Below are 18360 nucleotides of genomic sequence, written 5' to 3' on the forward strand. Positions count from 1 at the left end.
TTCCTTGTTCAGTTGACGCGGCGCTCCGCGCCGGACCAGTAGGTGTCGCGTATGGCGCGGCGGTCGATCTTCCCGTTGGGGTTGTGGGGCAGTGCGTCGACGATGTCCACGGAGCGGGGCTTCTTCATGCGCGCCAGACGCTCGGCGCAGAAGGCCACCAGTTCCTCCGCGTCGAGGGTGACCCCCGCCCGCGGAACGACGACGGCCTTGACCGCTTCGCCCCATCGCTCGTCGGGCACACCCACGACCGCGGCCTCGAAGACGCCGGGATGCTGGTGCAGTACGGACTCGACCTCGACGGCGTAGATGTTGAAGCCACCGGAGATGATCATGTCCTTCTTGCGGTCGACGATGAAGACGAACCCGTCGCGGCGCCGCCGCGCCAGGTCACCGGTGAGGAACCAGCCGTCGCGGAAGCTCTCCGCGGTCAGTTCCGGCTCGTTGTGGTAGCCGGGCACGACGTCGGGCCCCCGGACGGCGATCTCACCGATCTCGCCGTCCGCCACCCGGACACCGCGGTCGTCGACGATCCGTACCTCCGCCTCGGCGAGCGGGCGGCCGCAGGACAGCAGCAGTTCCCCGTCCTCGCCCTCGATGGCACGGCGGTGGTCCTCCGTGGAGAGAAACAGCACGCCGGACGTGGTCTCGCCGCAGCCGTAGCCCTGGCAGAGCACGGGGCCGAAGAGGTCCCAGGCCGCCCGGACCCGGGCGGGTGACATGGGCGCCGCGCCATAGAGCAGATGGCGGAGACTGGAGAGGTCGTAGTCGGCTGCGTTCTCCAGCGCGAGGACGGTGTTGACCATGGTCGGGACGAGGAACGCGTGGGTCGCGCGTTCGCGCTCCACGGTGGCGAGGAATTCCGCGGCGTCCCAGCGCGGCAGCACGACGGCGCATCCGCCGGCGAAGAAGATGCCCATGAGCGGCATGCCGGAGGCGTGCGTGACGGGCCCGGCCAGGATCTGCCGGTCACCCGGTCCGACCCTAGTGGCCTGGTTCATCACCGACTTGCGCAGCAGCGCCAGCCGGTTGCCGTACGTCTGCACGGCCGCCTTGAGCTTCCCGGTGGAGCCCGAGGTGAAGTGCAGGACGGCGATGTCGTCCTCGGCGCACTCCACGTCGACGGTCTCGCGGGAGGTGGCCGCGAGGGTCTCGGCGTAGCCGGGACCGAGGTCGGTGGGACCGTCGTAGCCGATGACGCATTTCACGCCCGAACCGGGCACCGCCCGCCGCGCCGCGTCCAGGTGCGCGGCGTCGGTGAGCAGGACGCGGGCGTCGGCCTCCCTCAGGAGGTGGGCGACTTCGCCGTCACCGAGACGGGCGTTGATCGGCGCCCGGGCCAGGCCCGCCTTGTAGAGCGCCACCTCCGTGACGACCAGCTCCGCACGGTTGGCCGCGAGCGTGGCGACACGCTCCCCCCGGCTCAGCCCCATCACGGTGAGCGCGGCCGCCAGCCGGTCGCTGTGGTCGTCGAGTTCCGCGTACGTCAACCGGATCCGGCCGCAGACCACCGCCTCCGCGTCCGGATGGTGCTCGGCTGTCCTGCGCACATAACGCCCGAGATTCATCGCCGCCTCCTGATTTCCAAGACAGTCTGTTCAGTAGTGGTGGGGATGTGCGGCAACGTACGGGCAACGCTAGGGTCAGGTCAACGGTCCTGACGAGAAGGAATCGAAGTGGACATGAAGCCCGAAGACCGCCGCGTCCGGCGGACGCGTGCCGCGCTCCGCGAGGCCCTGGTCGAACTGGTGCTGGACAAGGGGTTCCAGTCCATCACCGTCGAGGAGATCACCGAGCGGGCCGACATCGGCCGGGCCACCTTCTACGCGCACTACCGGGACAAGGAGGACCTGCTCGTCGGCATCGTCCGCGACCTCGCGCAGGACCGCGAGCGCCTGCTGCCGGCCGTCCGCCAGGCGCACATCCAGGGCTTCACCGGTCTGCCCGTCAAGTACATCTTCGAACACGCCGACCGGGAGCGAGACGTCTACCGGGTGATTCTGCGAGGGGAAGGCGACGGGCGGGCGCTGCGGGAGTTCACCGAACTCATCCGCACGCACGCCGAGATGGCCTTCCGGGACCGGGCGAAGCAGCTCGGCGTGGAGTCGAGGATTCCGCTCGACATCGTAGCCAGGGCGTGGACCGGCGAGCTCATCGCGGTGCTGAGCTGGTGGGTCGAGAACGACACGGGCTACACCGCCGAGCAGATCACCTCCCACCTGCGGGATCTCTCCGTGTACGGAAGGGTATGGGCCACCGGGCTGACCCCGGCGGACGCACCCGGGGCCGTCGACCTGCTCGGGGTGCGGGGCGCCGAGCCCCGGTAGCGGCGCTCGGGCCATGCCGGACCCTTCTTAAGTTTCCGAACGGCTTGTACGGTATCGATCCCGCAATGATCTGATCCCGAACAAGTGGAGCGACAGGTGACCGGCACGGACTCACTGGCCGACCTCGTCTGGGCACGAGGATTCACGGACTCGGCCTGGGCACGACGACACACGACGGCAGGCCGGGAGATCATGCCCAGCCGCCGGGTCTGGCGGGGCCGGGGCCGCCCCGGTGACCTGCCCGCGTCACCGTCCCGGGCCCTCGACGACCTCAGCGTCACCGACTCCCGCGGACGCACTCTCACGCTGCCGGAACTGCTCGCCCAGGCCGAGACGGACGCCCTGCTCGTCCTGCACCGGGGCAGACTCGTCCACGAGCAGTACCTGCACTGCTACGAGGCGCACGTCCCGCACTTCAACGCCTCGGCCGCCAAGTCCTATCTCGGCCTGCTGGCCGCGGCCCTCGCCCACGAGGGACACCTCGACCGCGGCGCCCAGGTCGCCAAGTACGTGCCCGAGCTGTCCGGCACCGCCTTCGGGGACGCCCAGATCGACCATCTCCTGCACATGGGCACGCGGATGAGCTACGCCGGCCGCCCGTACGACAAGGCCCTGGAGGCGCAGCGCTACTTCGCCGTCCTCGCTCCGCGACTGCGTCCCCACGGCTACTCGGGACCCGCGTCCATCCGCGAACACCTCGCCACAGCCAGGGCCACGGGCGAGCCCGGCACGGAGTTCCGCTACGAGAACGGCAACGTCGAGGCGCTCGCCGAGGTCCTGCGGCGGATCACCGGGCTCAGCACCTCGGCGCTGATGTCCGAGATGATCTGGTCCCGGATCGGAGCTGAAGAGGACGCGTACTACCTGGTCGACGCGGACGGCGCCGAGGCAGCCTGCGGCGGCTTCAGCGCCACCGCGCGCGACGTGGCCCGCCTGGGCGAACTGGTCCGCTGCGGCGGGGCGGTCGGTGACCGCCAGATCCTGCCGGAAGCGGTGACCAGCCTCGTCGAGGGTGTCCCGGACGGCTACCCGCGCCGGGTCCGCCTGCCCATGGCACCGGCTGACTCGCCGGCCGCCCTCTCCTACCACGATCTGTGGTGGATCCTGAACGACCCCTACGGGTCCTTCATGGCCAGCGGCATCCACGGTCAACGCCTGTTCGTCTCGCCCGCGCTGGACCTGGTCGTCGTCCACTACGCCTCTCAGGTGGTCTCCCCGGCGGTCCCGCAGGTCCCTCTCGTGCAGGCGTTCCTCTCGATCGGCGAGCGTCTCAACGGGTAGGGGGCACGTGGTCCGAGGCGGTCATGGCTTCCACGGACAGGACCTGGCCTGCTTCCACGGACCGGGGCTCAGCCCCTACCGGCCGGCGGGTCCGCGTAGATACCCCGCAGCATGCCGGTGGCCTGCCCCACTTCGATGAGGTAGCCGTCCGGGTCGCGCAGGTAGCACCGCAGTTCGGCCTTGCGGTCGATGGGCGGCGTGAGGAATTCCGCCCCCTTGGCGCTCCACTCCCGGTGACATGCCTCGATGTCGGCCACCCGGAGGTTGAGGAAGCTGCTGACCGTGCTCGGGTCGGCGGGTGGACGCAGGGTGACGCCCGGCTTGTCCGGGGTGGGGCCGCCGCCCGGGTTCATGATGATCCAGCCGTTGGCCAGCTTGACGGTGCAGGGGTTCTCCTCGAGCACCACCTCGCCACCCAGAACGTCGGTGTAGAAGGCGCGAGATCGGTTCACGTCGGCCACCGTCAGGAAGTGAGTGACGAGCAGTCCGGAATCCGGGGCGGGAAAACCCTCACGGTGCATGCAGGACCTCCAGGTGAATCGGGGCTTTCCTCTCATAATGGACCGGCGGCTGTCCGTAGTACGGATGGACACGGCGTCCTCGCCGCGGTGGAGTGCGTGCCTCGACGCGGGCCGGAGCACCCCTGGACCGGCACGGGCCGGTACGCCGCCGGCCGTGGGGGAGGGGGACCGGCAGAAGTGGAGCGGCCCGCATTCCTGCCGGGCGAACTGCCTGGGACAGCGGGGGTGCCGATGGTCGACTGGTCTCGGGGCGCCGGCCGTGGGCGGGGGTCCCGCCAGGCCCGGCCCGTCGGGGCAGGGGCCCGACGGGCCGGGGACCGGACAGACCAGCCGGACCGACCAACCGGACAGACCAGAGGGGAACGGATATGGGGACGGAACACGGGGAACGGATGAGCAGGCGTCAGGTGCTGGCGGCCGGTGGGCTGACGGGCGCGGCGCTCGCCGGCAGCACACTGTGGGCACCGGTGAAGGCCTCGGCGGCAGCGGCTCCGGCCATCTTCTACTCCCCGCACCAGGACGACGAGGCCCTGGGACTGGCGGGTTCCATCCTGGAGCACAAGACGGCCGGCCGGCCCGTCTACCTGGTTCTCGTGTCCAAGGGGGAGAACGACAAGCTGGCGGAGAAGATGAACCAGGACCCCTGCCCGCTGACCGCCGAGGACCCCCGTCACCCGTGCGCGGCCGGCGGCCACCATGGTCTGTCGTGGCCGACGGACGGGACGAGCATGATCGTGCCGGCCCGCACCGCCGAGTTCATGGCCTCGGCGAAGGCCCTCGGAGTCGACAAGGTCATCAACTTCAAGCTGAAGGACGACCCGTACAACTCCCAGGACGACTACTACCGCTTCGTGGACTCGGTCAAGGCGAAGACCAAAGCGCTCGCGAAGCAGTACCCGGGAGCGTCGCACAAGTTCACCGCCGGCTGGCTGGAGGAGACCGACACCCACAAGGCGCTCTCGGACGCGGCGTACTTCCTCATGAACGAGGGCGTGCTGACGGACGTGCGGTTCAACTACGTCTACGCCTACGACAAACCCAAGAGCCAGCGCGCCAACGGCGCCGCGTACGTGCTGAACATCCCGTCGGCCCACATGGCGATCAAGCGCAAGGCGATCTACTGCTACAACACCTGGGCTCCGGACCGCAACCTCTACGCGCTCGGCTACCACAGCGTGCCGGACAAGATGGAGAGCGCCCACGAAGACCCCCGGGAGTTCGTGTTCACCATCCCGTCGAGGTACACGCCCGGTCCCATCAGGCACTAGACGGCGACGTTCCGGCCGGCTCCGTAGGGCCTTCGCCCCGGGAGCCGGCGCGGCGCCGACCACGCGACGCTTACCGGATCCGCGCCTGAGGCATCGGCAGGGCAGCGGCGGCCTCGTGACGTCACGAGCACCTGCCGTCCGGTTGCACGGAGCGGCCTCGCTGGATGAAACTGGAGGTCAGAGGCCTCCGTGGCCCTTCCGGAGCACGCTCACCCGGAGTGATGGTGAGCGAGGGGCGATCAAGGTGGTTCCGATCCCTGAGCGCGGCCTCACCCGCAACAGCCTCGCGTCCTGTGATTCCGGCGAACGTCGACGCGCCATGCTGGAAGCAGCCGTCAGACACCCGCGGAACCGCTCCCGGGATACGCCCCCGCCCCTTCTCGAAAGCCTTCGCCGCTCGCCGCCGGGCGGGTACGGTCACGCCGGCCACAAGGTCACTTCAGAAGGTGATGACGTGAGGATCCCCGCCAACGCTCCGAACAGCTCGCGTCAGCGGGCGCAACGGATGCTGGCAAGTCACAGAAGGTCGCGGGCCTGCTTGGCCTTGAGTCTGTTGGTCCTCCTGCTGACGACCGTGGTGCTGGGCTACTTCGGTGTGGAGGACCTTGAATCCGCGTTGAACTTCCCTGGCCGTATGACCGGGGCGGCGCTCATCGTGAGCGCCATCATCACGTTCCTGGGCGCTGCTGCCGTCTTGGACCACTGGATATGGCACAGCTTTCCCTACTCCGGTCCGGTGGCGCTGGTGAGCACGTTCGTCGCCCTGTTGAGCAACGTCCTGCTCCTGGCCGGTATGTTGAAGGACGGCGATTCCGAACCTTACCGCGCGGTTTTCTGCGCGCTCACGGCAGGATCGATAGGGGCTGTTTTCGCGGTGTGGCGGACATCGGTCGTGATTCCGGCACCGAAGCGGGTGGCCGCGACCCTCATCGTCACATCCCTGATCGCGGTAGGAAATTTCGGCTACCAGAACCTGTACATGCCGTCTCAGCGCGAGTCGGAGCCGGTCGTCAAGCTGACGACCGGAACTCCGGTCATGAGTAAGGATCGCAAGGCGTTCTCCGTGCCGGTCGACATCACTATGGAGAATCACAGCGATGTCGCCTTCTACGTACTCGGCGACATATTCCACGCCATGGGGCAACGGGTGCCGCTGAGCCGGCGGGACCGACTCCGCCAGCAGTGGCGCACAGACTCCGAGCAGTGGTCGTCGTTCGAAGGCGCCAATCCGCTGTCCCGTCGTGAGATCCACCATCCCGGCGAGTTGGTGGAGGCGCAACCATGGATGCCCTACGGGCAGTGGATAGACCCCGGTAGCACTTTCTCCGCCCGCATGGTCCTGCAACTTCCCATGGACACGCCGTACGACCAGGTCACCTTCTACGCCAGCGCAAGCCTGGCGCGAAAGGACCGGATGCGTGTGGAAAACCTACGATTCAAAGGCAACTCCTGGCAGCGGGGCGCTGACACGCCTGGTTGGGTGACCAACAAAAAGGAATGGGACGCGCTCGTTTTCAAGGGAAAAATTCATGAAAGCAATGCGATCGACGAGCACACGAGGGATCGCCGGACCTTGTCCGTCTACTGGCGCTTCGGTGCGCACGGTGCAGACATAATGGAAGCCGTCACCTCACCCGGCGGCACCGGGGCATCCCCATCGGAGGCACAATTCCGGTACGGCATTCGTGATATTCAGACGGGCCCGGTGGAACGAACCCTCTGGGATATCAAGAGCCAGCGCAGCACGTAATCGTTGAAAGGCTCTGTCGGCGTGTCGCCAGTGATCCGCCGCATCCCGTTCGCAAGGGGCCTGGCCGCTTGGGCGAAGATGCTCGCATGAGCCGAGAGACAGATGAAGTGCGCGAAGCCATCGCAGGCGAGCTGCGCCTCATGGACCCCAGTGTGCGCAGTTCACGAGCCCTTGCCCGACAGCTGCTGGACCCGGACTTCGTCGAGGTCGGCGCTTCGGGGCGGCGGTGGACGTATGACGAGATTCTGGCCGCGCTGCCCGAGTTGGACGGTGCGGCGGAGAGCGGTCCACGCTATGAGCCCTCCGACTTCACCGGTGTCCTGCTGGCACCCGGACTGGTCCACCTCACCTACGAGACCACCTGGGAGGGAAGCCGGGCCCGGCGGAGTTCGCTCTGGCGCAAGCAGGGTGCGGATGCGGGGTGGCAGATGTACTACCACCAGGCGACACCCGTCCCGCCCGACAGCGTGTGACCGCGAATCTCGGACGGCGGGCGGCCTCGACGGCGCCGAACCGCTGCAGCGACCCGCCTCACGAGGAGTTGGGTTGAGCAGGGCGGGTCCGTCGGTAATCACCTCGACATTGGTCGGGGTGATCAGGGACGCTTCGCACGATGACCAGAATCGATGACACACCGCCCGCGTGGGACGAGCGCACCCAGCTCACCACCTTCCTGGACTACGCACGTGACACCGCCCGCGCCAAGTGCGAGGGCGTCTCCGCGGAGAACGCACGCAAGGCGCTTCTGCCGGGCTCACCGCTGATGACCATGAGCGGAGTGGTCAATCACCTCCGCTGGGTCGAGTACTACTGGTTCCAAGTGGTCTTCCTCGGCGAGGAGGACCAGGGCCCCTGGACCGAGGAGGATCCCGACCGCGAGATGCGCATCGCCGTCGACTTCCCGCTCACGCGGTTGCTCGACGAATACGCCGAACAGAGCGCCCGCTACCGCGAACTGGTCGCCGGGACCAGCCTGGACAAGCAGGCGCAGCGAGCCGTTCGCGACGGCCTCCATGTCGACCTGCGCTGGATCCTCCTCCACCTCACCGAGGAGACGGCCCGTCACAACGGCCACCTGGACATCCTGCGCGAGATGCTCGACGGCACGACCGGCGACTAGACCTGGCGGAGATCATGGCCGGAGCCGGAGCCGGAGCCGGAGCCGGAGCCGGAGCCGGAGCCGGAGCCGGAGCCGGAGCCGGAGCCGGAGCCGGAGCCGGAGCCGGATCGAGGTGACGGTGACGGTGACCGTGCTGTGGAAGAGGTTAGCGTCCAGCGACGCTCGGAGACGCGGTCACCCTGCGTCGCACTCAGGGCCGAGGCTCCAGCACCTCCAGAGCTCCGGTCTCGGTGTCGTAGCTGCGCAGAGTGGTGAGACGGACCGACAGCGGTGGCGCAGGCAGCAGTTCGGGGACGCGCCGGCCGGTGAAGGCGCCGGCGCGCCGGGTGCGGCCGAGGGTGATGTGCGGGCTCCAGCGCCCAGGCTCGTGGAAGGGGTTGAGGGTCTCGGGCGGGCTGTCCGAGGCCACCGCCTCCCACACCTGGCGATGCAGGACGGCCAGCGCGGCGTCCAGGTCCAGCGCCCAGGCCAGAACCGAGGTCGGCCGCTCGAAGCGGACCACACCGGTGAACCGCACCGGCAGCGGCAGAGCTGCGGCCACCCCGGCGAGCTCCCAGCGGATCGGGGCGGTCAGCTCCGGACAGGCGGCCAGGGTGAGGTGCGGGCTGTTGGTCGGTGAGCGGTGCCGCGCCTGGCTGGGCAGGTCGGCGTCCGCGAGCCGCCGCCAGGCCTCCCGGACCGTCAGCTCCGCCGCTTCGTCCAAGAGGAGCTCGACCGTGCGCACCGCCGCAGCCTACCGGCGACCGCCAGCGGTTTCGGTGTGCGGGGGACGCGCCACAGGGGTTTCAGATATTGAGGCTCAGCACGCGGTCGACGGTGATCTCGATGACGACCAGGTCGAGCGGGGCGGGCGGGGGCGTGCCGTAGCGGGCTGCGTAGCGGCGGACGGCCTCGGACAGGCGCCCGCGGTCTTCGGTGACCTCGGCCCGGCCTTCCAGGGTGACCCAGCGCGAGCCGTCCGCCTGGCAGAGCGCGACACGGGCCGCCGGTCCGTCCGCGGCTACGTTCCGGGCCTTGCGGGCCCCTGCCCGGGTGGTCACCCGGGCCAGGGCCGAGGCCGGGTCGAAGGTGAAGCGGACCGGGGTGACGTGCGGCGTGCAGTCGGGGCGCAGGGTGGTGAGAGTGGCCGTGCGGGCGCATGTGAGGAAGGCCCGCATGCGGGAGGGGAGTTCGACTGCCGCCCGGCTCACTTCTTCTTCACGCCCTCGTTCCAGATCAGCTTGGCGATGTTCGGCTTCACAGCCGTGGTGATGACGCCCATGGCCGTGCGCACGTACCGCCGCTCCTCCAGCTCGCGCAGCATGCTCGCGGCCAGGTCGGGGCGGGCGGTGAACACGCCGTCGGCGCTGGTCTCGGCGGTGCGGTAGGCCGTGACGGTGGGGTGGTCGAAGAGGCCGGAGGGCCGGACGAGGGTCCAGTCGAGGTCCGTCCGGCGGATCAGGGTCTCCATGCGGCGCATGTCCTCGTGAAGGGTGCGACCGAGGCGTCGGTTCACCAACGGGTCGAGCACGAGGTTGAAGAAGTGCGCGCCGGTGGGGCGCCAGTGCGGGTCGGCGATGCTGGAGCTGACGGCGAGCAGCCGTTTGACGCCATGGCGTGCCATGGCCCCCGTGATGGCCATGGCACTCGCCGAGTAAGTGGTGATCGTGTCCTTGCTGAAGCGCGCGCCCAACGCGGACAGGACGGCGTCGGTGCCGTCGAGCGCGGCGGTGACGGCCGCCTGGTCGGTGGCGTCGGCGACGGTCACGGTGAGGCCGGGCCGCTCGGCGAGGGAGCCGGGGCGGCGGGTCACGGCGACGACCTCGTGGCCGGCGGCGAGGGCCTGGTCGGTGAGGTGGCGGCCGGTCGGTCCGTTGGCGCCGAAGACTGCGATACGCATGATGTCGGGTCATTCCTTCGTGAGGTTCGCGGGACGGCCTTGACTGTGCCGACCACGAAAAGCAGGCTCAACGCCGATGAATAACCAAGCTCCAGCCGCCGCCCGGACCCGAGGCCGCCCCCGCGGCAACCCGCCGACCCGCGAGTCGATCGTGTCGGCGGCCCGTGCGCTGTTCCTGGAGCGCGGCTACCGGGGCACCACGGTGCGCGCGGTCGCCGGGGCTGCCGGGGTCGACTCGGCGCTCATCGCCTACCACTTCGGCTCGAAGAAGGGCCTGTTCGCAGAGGTCATGCAGTTCCAATGCGCCAGTGCGCTGGCAGTGGACACCGTCCTCGGCGGCGACCCGGCCACCCTCCCCGGCCGGCTGATCGACGCGGTGACGAACCTCTGGGAGGACGCCGACTTCCGACGGCTCACCGGTCAGGGCGACGAGGCCGCGGAGGTGATCCGCGAGTACCTGGAACGCGAGCTGTTGGCCCCGCTTGCTGAATTTCTCGGCGGCTTCGACGCGACCGCCCGGGCCACGGCCGTGGTGACCGTCCTCGGCGGCCTCATCTACACCCGCTACGTCAACCCCCTCCCCACTCCCGCCGCCCTCACCCCGTCCGAGACCCGGCACGTCCTCACCCCGGCGCTGCGCGCGGCACTGGCCCCGAGACCGCGCACGGGGACAACCACCGGCCCAGGCCGACGGCACTGACCGGCCTACGGTGACCCGCCGTCCGCCCTCATCACCCGTCGGCGGTCCGCGCGGTCCCCGGATAGGGAGTGCAGGCTCAGAAGCCGGTCATGGTGATCTTCCCGATCGTCCTGCCCGACTCCAGCATGCGGTGGGCCTCGCGCAGGTGCTCCGCGTTGATCGTGCCGAGGTCGGTGGTCGCCGTGGTGGTGATGATCCCGGCGTCCACCAGGCGGGCGATCTGGTTCAGGATGTGCCGCTGCACCGCCTGGTCGGGCGTCTGGTGGAGCGAGCGGGTGAACATGAACTCCCAGTGGAAGGAGATGCTCTTGGACTTCAGCAGGCCGATCTCGACCGGACCGAAGTCGTCGATGGCCACGAGCCGTCCGAGCGGCCTGAGGATGTCCGCGTACGCGGCCAGGTTCTTGTCCGTGCCGGCGGTGCTGAAGACGCACAAGTGGTCGGCGCTCGCCATCGGGGCGATGGAGGAGGGGCCGCAACGGTTCGGGGCGCTGCAGCGGCGCCCGGAGGGCGTCAGCCCGAAGGTGCTCACCTCGACGTTGCGCCGCTTGGAGGAGAAGGGCTTCGTGGACCGGACGGTCTACCCCGCGGTGCCGCTGCACGTGGAGTACTCGCTGACGGACCTGGGGCGCAGCGTGGCACAGCCGCTGGCGCACCTTCGGCTGTGGGTGGAGAACCACGTCGACGAGATCGCTCAGGCCTGACGCCGATCACATCGGTGAGCGCAGCGGCCTGCGGTTTGCCGGGGGAGCGGGCGGGCAGGTGAGCTCTGTGCTTCGGACCGGAGGCGCGCGCCCAGCGGGAAGACCCGGGCCGCCGACTCCGTCCAGCGGTCGCGGTGCTCCCTCGCGTGGCGAACCCTGACAGCACCGTTGGGGTCGGCTCCGGAACACGCCGTCTTCGGGGCCGCCGCCCCTCAGACCGTTTCGGGAGCGATCGCGCATGCCGACCGACACACCGACGAGCCTTCCCGGCACGTCCACCACGACCCCCGGCTCGACGCCCGGGCGGCGAGCGCATGTCGATACCCCCGGCACCGCCGGGCAGTTCGGCGGCAGTTGCTCCCGCGTCCGTGGTGCAGCCCGCACGCGGCGGCCCGGCAGCCGCCGCGCGGTGTGACGCCGACCGCCCGCGCCGCACGGAGCCCGCACCCATGCCACATCAGCACGCGGCGACCACACTGACAGCCGCAGCAGTCATCGCCGCGATCCTCTTCGCCAGGGCCGCGGTCCTGTACCGCACCGGCCGCAGCCGCGGCGCGCCCTTCTTCCGTCCTCCGCGGCGTGTCACGAAGCCCGGGTCCGGGACGCGTCGCCTGGCCGCCGTGCCGTCGGACGAGGTCGCTTCTTACGCCGTACGAGAGGCCGAACAGCACGTCCACCGTTGCTGGCAGCAACTTCGGCCCCACACCGACCCGTCCGAGTGACCGGCTGTCCACCGCCGGCCCTTCGCCCGTCGAGACCCGTGCGCGGGCCGGCCAGGGGCCTGCCTTGCTCCAGCGCCGGCGGGTGAGGGGTCAGCCGGCAAGCGCCTGGTCGAGGGTTTCCCGGCAGTCGATGACGGTGTCGACGCCGACGAGTTGCAGGGTGCGCAGCACCATACCCGTCGGGCTTGCCAGGCGGAGCCAGCCGCCGGCCTCCGTGAGGGCGCGGTGTGCGGCGATGAGGATGTTGATGCCGCTGGAGTCCATGAAGGCCACCTGGCGCAGGTCCACCACGACTCGGGGGCGGGGCGTGCCGGAGAGGTCGAGGGCCCGGCTGAGCGCGACACCGGTGTGATGGTCGATGTCTCCGGCCACGGCCAGTACGTTGATCCCGTCGGTGGCGGTGGCCACGATGGACAACTGCAACGGCTGCTCGGCCTTCTTGGTGTCCACCACTTCTTCCTCAGCCATGTCGGTGATCCTGGCACATCCAGGCCTTCATCCGGAATCGCTGCCCCGTATGCATCGGGTGATGCCCGGGTGAGACGGAGATAACGCACGGGCGTCGTACATCACTCGGTGATCAAGCCGTGACGGCTGTCCGTGCGCGTCTCCATAGAGGTGTTGATCTTGCAATCATCCCCGTCAGCCTGTGACACTCCTGTCGGGTCGCGCGCTGATCCGAGTGACCCCTGGCGGGGTCGTGGCGCCCAGCCTCAGGGGGGAGGCAAACGGGCGCCTCAGGGGCAGGCCTGGTTTCCCCCCGTAACCGGGCCTGCCCTGCCTGCCCCGTGAGGGGTGCGTTCGAAGGCTTGGGGCGGGGGCCGCGGAAGTACGAGCGTTGTGTCGATCGGGGTGGGTGTGCAAGGGCTGCTGGCGGGCCGCTATCAGTTGCAGGAACGGCTGGGGCGCGGGGCGATGGGGGAGGTGTGGCGGGCCGCCGACCAGCTTCTCGGACGCCTCGTCGCGGTCAAGCTGCTGCACAAGGAGATGGCCGCGGACGCCGAGCGTTTCCGTCTCGAGGCGCAGACCGCGGGCCGGCTCAACCACCCCAATGTCGTCGGTATGTACGACTTCGGTTCCGAGCACGGCCAGTTCTACCTGGTCATGGAACTCGTCGACGGCTGGACCCTCGCCCAGGAACGGTCCCTGCGCGGGGTACTCAACCCGCAGGACGCGGCGGCCGTCGTCGCCCAGGCGGCAGCCGGTCTGGCCGCAGCGCACCAGCGTGGAGTGATCCACCGGGACATCAAGCCCGCCAACGTGATGCTGAGCGCGGACCGCACAGCGAAGATCGCCGACTTCGGGATCGCCCGCTTCGCCGACGAGGCGGCCAGCACCCTGACCGCCACCGGCAAGATCCTCGGCACCGCCGACTACCTCGCTCCCGAACGCGCCCTCGGGCGCCCCGCCCAGCCCGCGTCCGACGTCTACTCCCTCGGCTGCGTGCTGTACGAACTCCTCACGGGCAGGCCTCCGTTCCGCGGCGCGACCTCGCTGGCCGTGCTGCAGCAGCACGTCGACGCCATTCCGGCACCGCCCGGCAGGCTGCGCCCGGGGATACCGCAGCAGCTCTCCGACTACGTGCTGCTCCTGCTCGCCAAGGACCCGGCCCACCGGCCCACCGCCGAGCAGGCGGCCTACTGGCTCGCCGGCTCTCACCGGACGCCGACCCCGCCCGCCCCGCGCAGTACCACGAGCACGCCCCCGGCGCCCGTGACCTCCGCTCCCGCACCAGGGCCCCGTCCATCCCGGAGCGCGACGCACTCCCGCCCGCGCGGCCGCCGCCAACTGGCCACCCGGGCCACTGTTTGCGGCATCGGCCTGGGGCTCTTCGCTGCCGCAGCGGCGCTGGGAGCGTCGATGCGTTCCGGCGACGACGCCCCCGCGTCGCCGTCCTCGCCCGCCCCGGCGACGGTCACCCCGGCTGCGGTCACCACTGTGCCCGCGACGCCGGCACCGTCCCCGGCCGCAGCCACTGCCACGTCGGCCGTCACCGTGCCGCCCGGGCGGGAGCGCGACGACGACCGTAAGCACGGAGGCAAGGACGGACATGGACGAGGGAAGGGCAAGGGACGGCACTCCGACCACTGAACCGTGCCGACCGCGACACAGCAGGCCCCGCGCCACCCCTGCCAGTCCTGCCCCGCCGTCGCAGCGGTGGGGGAGTGGCTACGGCGTGCTGGTCACAGGCCGCAGGAACCGCGGTCGAGGTGGAAGTAGCGGGCGTTGGCCCAGCGGCACAGCCTGATGCCGACGGCGACGCCGACGATGGTGACCAAGGCGGGCAGGTATCCGCCGGCGACCTGGATGATCGGGATCGCCGGGCACCCGCCGGAGATCGCCCAGCCCGTGCCGAACAACACGGCGCCCGGGACCACACCGGCGTGGATGCGCCCCGGGGTGCGGCGGATCCGCAGCAGAGCGAACGCGCACACGATGATCCCGACGGCGCCGGCGAAGGAGAACAGCATGCGCGTGTCCTGGAAGGTGAACATGCGGTTCAGTTCGCTGTAGTCGCCGAAGCCGATGTTGGAGACCGTGAAGCCGAGAGCCAGTCCGGTGATGATGTTGGCCAGCAGGATCGCGCCCCGAGTACGCATCAGATCACCTTCCACAGCAGGAACGACACCGCGACGGCGGTACCGAAGAACACGGCGGTCGCGACCAGGCTGACCGGGCGCAGGCGACCGCAGCCGTTGAGTCCGTGACCGGAGCTGCACCCACCGGCCAGCCGAGTGCCGAAGCCGACCAGCACGCCACCGACGAACAGCAGGACGAGCATGGTGATCGGATCGGCGGTGACCAGACTGCGGAAACCCGGGCCCATGTCGAAGCGGAGATGGAACCGGCCGGAGGTGAGCGCGGCGATCAGCCCGCCGACGAAGATCGACACCAGCAGGGCGGCCTGGGTGACCAACGGGGCCGGCCCCGGACCGGCGACCGGGATGTCCTCACGTGCCGTCGGTTCGGCCTCCGCTTCGAGTGGCTGCGACGTCCCGTACGCACCCGGCGGCACCGCGGGCGCGCCCGGGCTGGTGCCGAAGTGCTCCGCCGTGGCCGCGGCGAGGGCTTCCGCCAGCGCACGCTCGTCGGTGAACTCCTCGTCCATCTTCTCCAGTTGCCGCTCCCTGCGCCAGTGCAGCACGCGGTCCCAGGCGGACGACACCCCGAAGGACCGGTCCGTGGTGAGGGCGTAGTTGATGGTGATCAAGGCGAGCCCGGCAGCGCCGGCCCACCAGGGCCAGTAGCCGCTCATGCGGGGCCTCCCATCCATTCGGTGAAGCGGGCCCACACGCCGCGCTTCGAGCTGTTTCCTCGCCGCGCACGCCGGGACGGGGGGTCCTCAGGCTGGGGCAACTGCGGGGACGGTGACGGCCGGTGTACCGAGACGGGGATCGGCGCGGACGCCGGCCCGAACCAACTCCCGGTCTCCGACGCCGCGGCCGCGGGGCCGGACGCCTGTGGCGGCAGCACCGGTTCGGGCTGCGACCAGGACGTACTCTCCGGTGACCACGGACGCTGCTGGGGCGGCGGGGCCTGCGGTGGCCCCTGCCGCGGGTCGCCCGCGCCGGACCGGTCCGTGTCGCCGGCCGCGTCCTCGAGGTGCCGCGCGCGGGCGCCGTTGGGCAGCAGGCTGATCGGCACACGCTCCCCGGTGAGCGACATCTCGTAGCGCGCGCAACCGCGCCAGTGATCCTCGCTGTCGCAGTAGTAGTCGCGCCACCCTTGCAGGCTCGATCTGAGCAAGGGGAAAAGGGGACACCCTGCGGCGTGCGAGCAACTCACGTTGCTCCCTTCTGACTGGCACACACCACCCGTTCGACTGAGCGGTCTGCCCGTTCTCGGTTCCATGCCCTCGCCGCGCCAGGCCGACGATCCCCGAATGGCGCGGTGACGGCCTGACAATGCGGAACGTCTGCTCCATTTCTCGGCCGGGCGTGATCGAACCACTGCGCCGGTGCCCCGGGCAACCTCAGGAGGACCTGCCAACGTGACCGGTCGACCTCGCTGGGTGAGATGCGCCACGCGGCACCCAGGCCTTCGCGTCCCCAATAGTCGGATAAGGGCGACCAATGGCGAGGTCGGATGGGGGATTGAATTGCCGTCACGGTCGGTCCCGATGTCGTAGGGACCGGTGATTCGTGGAGACCGTGCCCATTCACAGGCTCGTTGTGGTGGAAATGTGAATTTCAGTTGTGACGAAACTGTTGATATTACTGAGCCGTACATCAGGGTCTGCTTCAACGGAGGAAACCATGTGCCGACGTGCTGTCTGCAGGGCATGCCGGAAGGCGACCTATGAGGGCTGCGGAGGACACGTGGAGCAAGTACTCGCCGGCGTGCCGACGCATCAGCGATGCACGTGCGAGTCGACGCCAGGCACGAGTGCACGCACGGAGGAACCGTCACCTCGGACGAGACGGGCACCGGCCGGCCGGGGCGCCGAGGGCGGCTGGTGGACCCGGCTCGTCGCCTGGATCAAGACTCCGGCCTGACCTCAGCGTGAGATGCCCCGGCCCGGACCTGCATGACTGTGGACGGGCGATGCGGCCGGTGTCATGATCATGTTCTGGTCGGCTGTGGCTCAGGTGCGCAGGGGGAATCCGTGAAGCTGTACCTCGCAGTGCCTCTTGTCCTGATCGTGCTGCTCATAGCCGCCTCCGGCCTAGCGGCGGTCACCCGTGGCTGGGTGCTCCCCATGAACCGGCCCCATGTCGGGGCCCCGCGGCTCTACGGCTGGGGGCAGCTGGTGGTGGCCTTCGCGCTGAGCTGGCAGCTGGTCTTCAGTCTGATGATCAGCGACTCCGACGCTCGGCCGCTGGGAACGCTGATCGGCGCCGCCATGCTCCTTGCCGGCATCATCGTCATGCTGGTGGGCCAGCTCGCCGGCGGCAGGGCGAAGGGCAGCGGCGGCACGCCGTGATCCCGGTCCAGCCGTGCTGTTCGGCGTCGTGACGTCCGCGTCGAGACGGCTCCGCGTCCTGCGTCTGCGGCAGCCGGCTGTCTCCGACGGTGCTCACCGGGAGCCGTCGAGTGCGGCGACGAGTTCGTCCGTGGTGACTAGGGACTGGGCGTAGGTGGGGCCGTTGAGCCGGTGAGCGGCGTGCATCATCTCGGGGCTGAAGGCCGCGGTGGCGTCGGTGACCAGCGTGACGTGGTAGCCGAGTTCCATGGCGAAACGCCCGGTCGCCTCGACGCAGGTGTTGGCCAGGACGCCGACGAGCACGACATGGCTGATGCCGTGCTGCTTGAGCTGCATATCGAGGTCCGTGTTGGCGAACCCGCTCGACCCCCAGTGTTCCTGCACGACCACCTCGCCCGGCCGCGGCTGGAAGTCAGGGTGGAACTCGCCGCCCCAGGTGCCCCGGGCGAAGTGGTGGACGTCCTGGATCTTCCGCTGCGAGGGCGTCGGGTGGTCCCACGTCTCGTAGTCGCCCGGCTCCCAGCGGCGGTGCGGTACGAACACCACGCGCACGCCGCTCTCGCGGGCGGCGTCGATCACGGACCGCAGGTGGCCCAGAAGGCCGACGGCACGGGCCACGGGCTCCAGACGGGGCCAGACCTTGCCGCCCTCCGAGAGGAAGTCGTTGTAGGGGTCGACCAGCAGGACGGCCGTGTGGCGAGGATCGTACGTCGTGGCCATGGCTGCTCCTCGTGACTGCCTCACTGGGGTGGATCGGTCCCGGGCTGCCGGCTGACCGTGCGACTCGCGGGCAAGACGCACGGTCGGCACCGGCGCGTACCGCTATGCGGGTGGGGAGGGGAACTTGCCGGCGTAAGGCCGGAGGTGGTCGATCTCGGTCTTCTCCGCGTACTTCTTGCTCTCGCTGAGGAAGTGACGGACGTGGGGCTGACGTCCGTGTTCGTCGAAGGCGGCGCGGTCGGCGTACAGCTCGAAGAAGACGCGCTGGTTCGGCGCTCCTTCGACCTCGCTGCAGGCGTACACCAGGGTGTCCGGCTCGTGTTCGAGAACTGCCGCGACGGCCTCCTGGACCAGCTCGTCGAACTCTTCCCCGGCACCGTCACGCAGCGTGAAGCGGACGCAAAGCGCCATCTGGCTCATTCAGGCCTCCTTCTGCCTCTCCCAGTC

General features: G+C 69.7%; 21 protein-coding genes. 10 read left to right on the forward strand and 11 right to left on the reverse strand.

All coding sequences use genetic code 11. The features are described 5' to 3' along the window. Positions 1–8: 8 nt before the first annotated feature. A complete protein-coding gene (locus tag TNCT1_RS17820; protein WP_143633079.1) occupies positions 9–1565 on the reverse strand; it encodes a long-chain fatty acid--CoA ligase in 1557 nt (518 codons plus the stop codon). A gap of 108 nt (positions 1566–1673) precedes the next feature. Here TNCT1_RS17820 and TNCT1_RS17825 point away from each other — a divergent pair, with 108 nt between their 5' ends. Beyond that, positions 1674–2324, forward strand: a complete 651-nt coding sequence (locus TNCT1_RS17825; RefSeq protein WP_143633081.1) for a TetR/AcrR family transcriptional regulator — start codon at positions 1674–1676, stop codon at positions 2322–2324. Between the two features lie 96 nt (positions 2325–2420). Beyond that, entirely contained in the window at positions 2421–3605 is a 1185-nt protein-coding gene (locus TNCT1_RS17835) for a serine hydrolase (protein WP_174266339.1), read from the forward strand. 68 nt (positions 3606–3673) lie between these two features. On the opposite strand, the gene TNCT1_RS17840 is transcribed toward TNCT1_RS17835, so the two are convergent. Further along, entirely contained in the window at positions 3674–4126 is a 453-nt protein-coding gene (locus TNCT1_RS17840) for a VOC family protein (RefSeq protein WP_143633088.1), read from the reverse strand. Positions 4127–4518: 392 nt separating this feature from the next. Here TNCT1_RS17840 and TNCT1_RS17845 point away from each other — a divergent pair, with 392 nt between their 5' ends. From TNCT1_RS17845 to TNCT1_RS17860, 4 genes are all read left to right on the forward strand, one after another. Further along, the gene (locus tag TNCT1_RS17845; RefSeq protein WP_160160403.1) at positions 4519–5394 is read left to right on the forward strand and encodes a PIG-L deacetylase family protein; all 876 of its coding nucleotides are present in this window, start codon (positions 4519–4521) and stop codon (positions 5392–5394) included. 538 nt (positions 5395–5932) lie between these two features. Beyond that, entirely contained in the window at positions 5933–7144 is a 1212-nt protein-coding gene (locus TNCT1_RS17850) for a hypothetical protein (RefSeq protein ID WP_235902679.1), read from the forward strand. An 86-nt stretch (positions 7145–7230) separates the two neighbouring features. Continuing rightward, complete coding sequence (locus TNCT1_RS17855; protein ID WP_143633092.1) at positions 7231–7617, forward strand: DUF4440 domain-containing protein; 387 nt, start codon at positions 7231–7233, stop codon at positions 7615–7617. A gap of 140 nt (positions 7618–7757) precedes the next feature. Next, entirely contained in the window at positions 7758–8264 is a 507-nt protein-coding gene (locus tag TNCT1_RS17860) for a DinB family protein (protein ID WP_143633094.1), read from the forward strand. A 190-nt stretch (positions 8265–8454) separates the two neighbouring features. On the opposite strand, the gene TNCT1_RS17865 is transcribed toward TNCT1_RS17860, so the two are convergent. From TNCT1_RS17865 to TNCT1_RS17875, 3 genes are all read right to left on the reverse strand, one after another. Next, on the reverse strand, positions 8455–8988 hold the full coding sequence (locus tag TNCT1_RS17865) for a 2'-5' RNA ligase family protein (RefSeq protein WP_143633096.1): 534 nt from the start codon (positions 8986–8988) through the stop codon (positions 8455–8457). A gap of 61 nt (positions 8989–9049) precedes the next feature. Further along, the gene (locus tag TNCT1_RS17870) at positions 9050–9421 is read right to left on the reverse strand and encodes a pyridoxamine 5'-phosphate oxidase family protein (protein WP_143633326.1); all 372 of its coding nucleotides are present in this window, start codon (positions 9419–9421) and stop codon (positions 9050–9052) included. 29 nt (positions 9422–9450) lie between these two features. Continuing rightward, a complete protein-coding gene (locus TNCT1_RS17875; RefSeq protein ID WP_143633098.1) occupies positions 9451–10143 on the reverse strand; it encodes an NAD(P)-dependent oxidoreductase in 693 nt (230 codons plus the stop codon). 76 nt (positions 10144–10219) lie between these two features. Here TNCT1_RS17875 and TNCT1_RS17880 point away from each other — a divergent pair, with 76 nt between their 5' ends. Further along, positions 10220–10843, forward strand: a complete 624-nt coding sequence (locus tag TNCT1_RS17880) for a TetR/AcrR family transcriptional regulator (protein WP_143633100.1) — start codon at positions 10220–10222, stop codon at positions 10841–10843. A gap of 76 nt (positions 10844–10919) precedes the next feature. Here the strand turns inward: TNCT1_RS17880 and TNCT1_RS17885 are convergent, their stop codons facing one another. Continuing rightward, a complete protein-coding gene (locus TNCT1_RS17885) occupies positions 10920–11279 on the reverse strand; it encodes a zinc-binding dehydrogenase (protein WP_235902681.1) in 360 nt (119 codons plus the stop codon). Here TNCT1_RS17885 and TNCT1_RS17890 point away from each other — a divergent pair. Beyond that, positions 11263–11547: a helix-turn-helix domain-containing protein gene (locus TNCT1_RS17890; protein ID WP_235902683.1), complete on the forward strand. Its 285-nt coding sequence runs from the start codon at positions 11263–11265 to the stop codon at positions 11545–11547. The two genes, TNCT1_RS17885 and TNCT1_RS17890, sit on opposite strands and share 17 nt — an antisense overlap. Before the next feature lie 812 nt (positions 11548–12359). On the opposite strand, the gene TNCT1_RS17895 is transcribed toward TNCT1_RS17890, so the two are convergent. After that, positions 12360–12737, reverse strand: coding sequence for an STAS domain-containing protein (locus TNCT1_RS17895; RefSeq protein ID WP_143633105.1), 378 nt, complete (start codon positions 12735–12737; stop codon positions 12360–12362). 372 nt (positions 12738–13109) lie between these two features. Here TNCT1_RS17895 and TNCT1_RS17900 point away from each other — a divergent pair, with 372 nt between their 5' ends. Further along, positions 13110–14360: a protein kinase gene (locus tag TNCT1_RS17900; protein ID WP_143633107.1), complete on the forward strand. Its 1251-nt coding sequence runs from the start codon at positions 13110–13112 to the stop codon at positions 14358–14360. Positions 14361–14452: 92 nt separating this feature from the next. Here TNCT1_RS17900 and TNCT1_RS17905 read toward each other — a convergent pair whose 3' ends face one another. Together TNCT1_RS17905 and TNCT1_RS17910 are read right to left on the reverse strand one after the other, a co-directional pair. After that, the gene (locus TNCT1_RS17905) at positions 14453–14869 is read right to left on the reverse strand and encodes a YeeE/YedE thiosulfate transporter family protein (RefSeq protein WP_143633109.1); all 417 of its coding nucleotides are present in this window, start codon (positions 14867–14869) and stop codon (positions 14453–14455) included. Beyond that, positions 14869–15525, reverse strand: coding sequence for a YeeE/YedE family protein (locus tag TNCT1_RS17910; RefSeq protein ID WP_143633111.1), 657 nt, complete (start codon positions 15523–15525; stop codon positions 14869–14871). The genes TNCT1_RS17905 and TNCT1_RS17910 overlap by 1 nt, the downstream gene beginning before the upstream one ends. Before the next feature lie 1368 nt (positions 15526–16893). On the opposite strand from TNCT1_RS17910, the gene TNCT1_RS17920 reads away from it, so the two are divergent. Next, a complete protein-coding gene (locus TNCT1_RS17920; protein ID WP_235902684.1) occupies positions 16894–17193 on the forward strand; it encodes a hypothetical protein in 300 nt (99 codons plus the stop codon). Between the two features lie 93 nt (positions 17194–17286). Here TNCT1_RS17920 and TNCT1_RS17925 read toward each other — a convergent pair whose 3' ends face one another. Beyond that, positions 17287–17913, reverse strand: a complete 627-nt coding sequence (locus tag TNCT1_RS17925) for an isochorismatase family cysteine hydrolase (protein WP_143633118.1) — start codon at positions 17911–17913, stop codon at positions 17287–17289. A 102-nt stretch (positions 17914–18015) separates the two neighbouring features. Then, positions 18016–18333, reverse strand: a complete 318-nt coding sequence (locus tag TNCT1_RS17930) for a putative quinol monooxygenase (RefSeq protein WP_143633121.1) — start codon at positions 18331–18333, stop codon at positions 18016–18018. Positions 18334–18360 lie beyond the last annotated feature (27 nt).

This window comes from Streptomyces sp. 1-11 (genome assembly GCF_007176755.1).
Taxonomy (GTDB): Bacteria; Actinomycetota; Actinomycetes; order Streptomycetales; family Streptomycetaceae; genus Streptomyces.